The organism is Miniimonas arenae (genome assembly GCF_006351005.1).
In the GTDB taxonomy this organism is placed as follows: domain Bacteria; phylum Actinomycetota; class Actinomycetes; order Actinomycetales; family Beutenbergiaceae; genus Miniimonas; species Miniimonas arenae.
In genome coordinates this window covers 1-1,206 of record NZ_VENP01000141.1, presented here as the reverse complement: position 1 = coordinate 1,206, position 1,206 = coordinate 1, and the positions used below count along the sequence as shown (strand labels likewise).

General features: G+C 70.8%; 1 protein-coding gene. It reads right to left on the bottom strand.

Annotated features, from left to right (window positions below; translation table 11 throughout):
• Nucleotides 1-1,089: ISL3 family transposase (locus tag FH969_RS14985; protein WP_139988011.1), on the bottom strand; the 1,089-nt coding region annotated here is incomplete at its 3' end.
• Nucleotides 1,090-1,206: the final 117 nt, after the last annotated feature.

The window sequence follows — 1,206 nt, the reverse complement described above, 5'->3', positions numbered from 1 at the left end:
CTTCTCGGCTTGCTTCTTGCCCGCGGCGGTGTCCTTGTCGCGGTAGGCGGCGCGGAGGTCCTGGGCGCAGCGCCACGCGACATACACCTCTTCGTGGGCGGGGTCGGCCTCGACAGCTTCCGCCAGGCGATCCAACTGTTTGTCGGTGAGGTTCTCCGCCCCTGCCCGCAGGATGGTCTGGATGCCGTAGAGGGGGTCCCCCTTGCGGCCGCGGTGGCCCAGGGTGGTCTGCTGGACCCGGCGGCGGACCTCGTCCACGACCTGGGTGCCGAGCTTCACGACGTGGAAGGCGTCCAGGACCGCGACGGCGTCGGCGAGCGCGGCGTCGATCGCGGCTTTGTAGCCACCGAACGGGTCCAGGGCCGCGACCTGGACTCCGGCGCGGAACGCATCGCCGCGGGCGGTGAGCCAGTCGGTGTAGGCCTTCTTGGAGCGGCCCGGGACCAGGTCCAGCAGTCGGGCGCGGACCCGTCCCTGCTCATCGCGGGTGAGGTCGACCATCCCGGTCAACTCCTTCGGACCCTTCCGGCGTGGGTCGCCGTGGTGCCAGATGTGTTCGTCGACCCCAAGGCTGCTCACTCCGGCGAAGCGGGACTCCTGGCTGTCGAGGTGTTCCAGGACGGGCTCGATCGCGCGCCACATCGTCTTCCACGCGACCCCGAGCTGGCGGGCCAGGCCACTGATCGTGGCGTGCTCACGCCGTAGCTGCTCCATGGCCCAGGCCACTGCTCGGGTCGTGACCGATCCCCGCGCCGCAACCAGGTCGGGGACCTGCTCGGTGAACGTCCCCCGCGCGCAGCCCTGATCGGGGCATCGCCACACCCGCTGGCGCCACACCAGCACGACACGCGCGCTCCCGTGCGGCACGTCGTGCAGCCGCCGGACCCGCCGGCCCCGGCTCGGGGAGAGGACACCGCACTCCGGGCAGCCCATCAACTGCCACGGCGTGGAGACCTCCACGCGCATGTGGCCGTCGACGCGCTCGACGCCCTCGACATGGACCACACCCTCCAGCCCCAGCAGGAGGTCACACCGCGGGCAGGGATCACCTGTGGAAGGCGCGCGCACGCACGCCGTAGCGTTGGTCAACGTCGAGGTCCTCGAGACGAACGGTCGCTTGGTCGCTACCGATCATCGAGGACCTCGACCCCTACCCAGCCCCGATCACACCCCGACCCCCACTCCCCACCAGATGTCCGAAGAGCC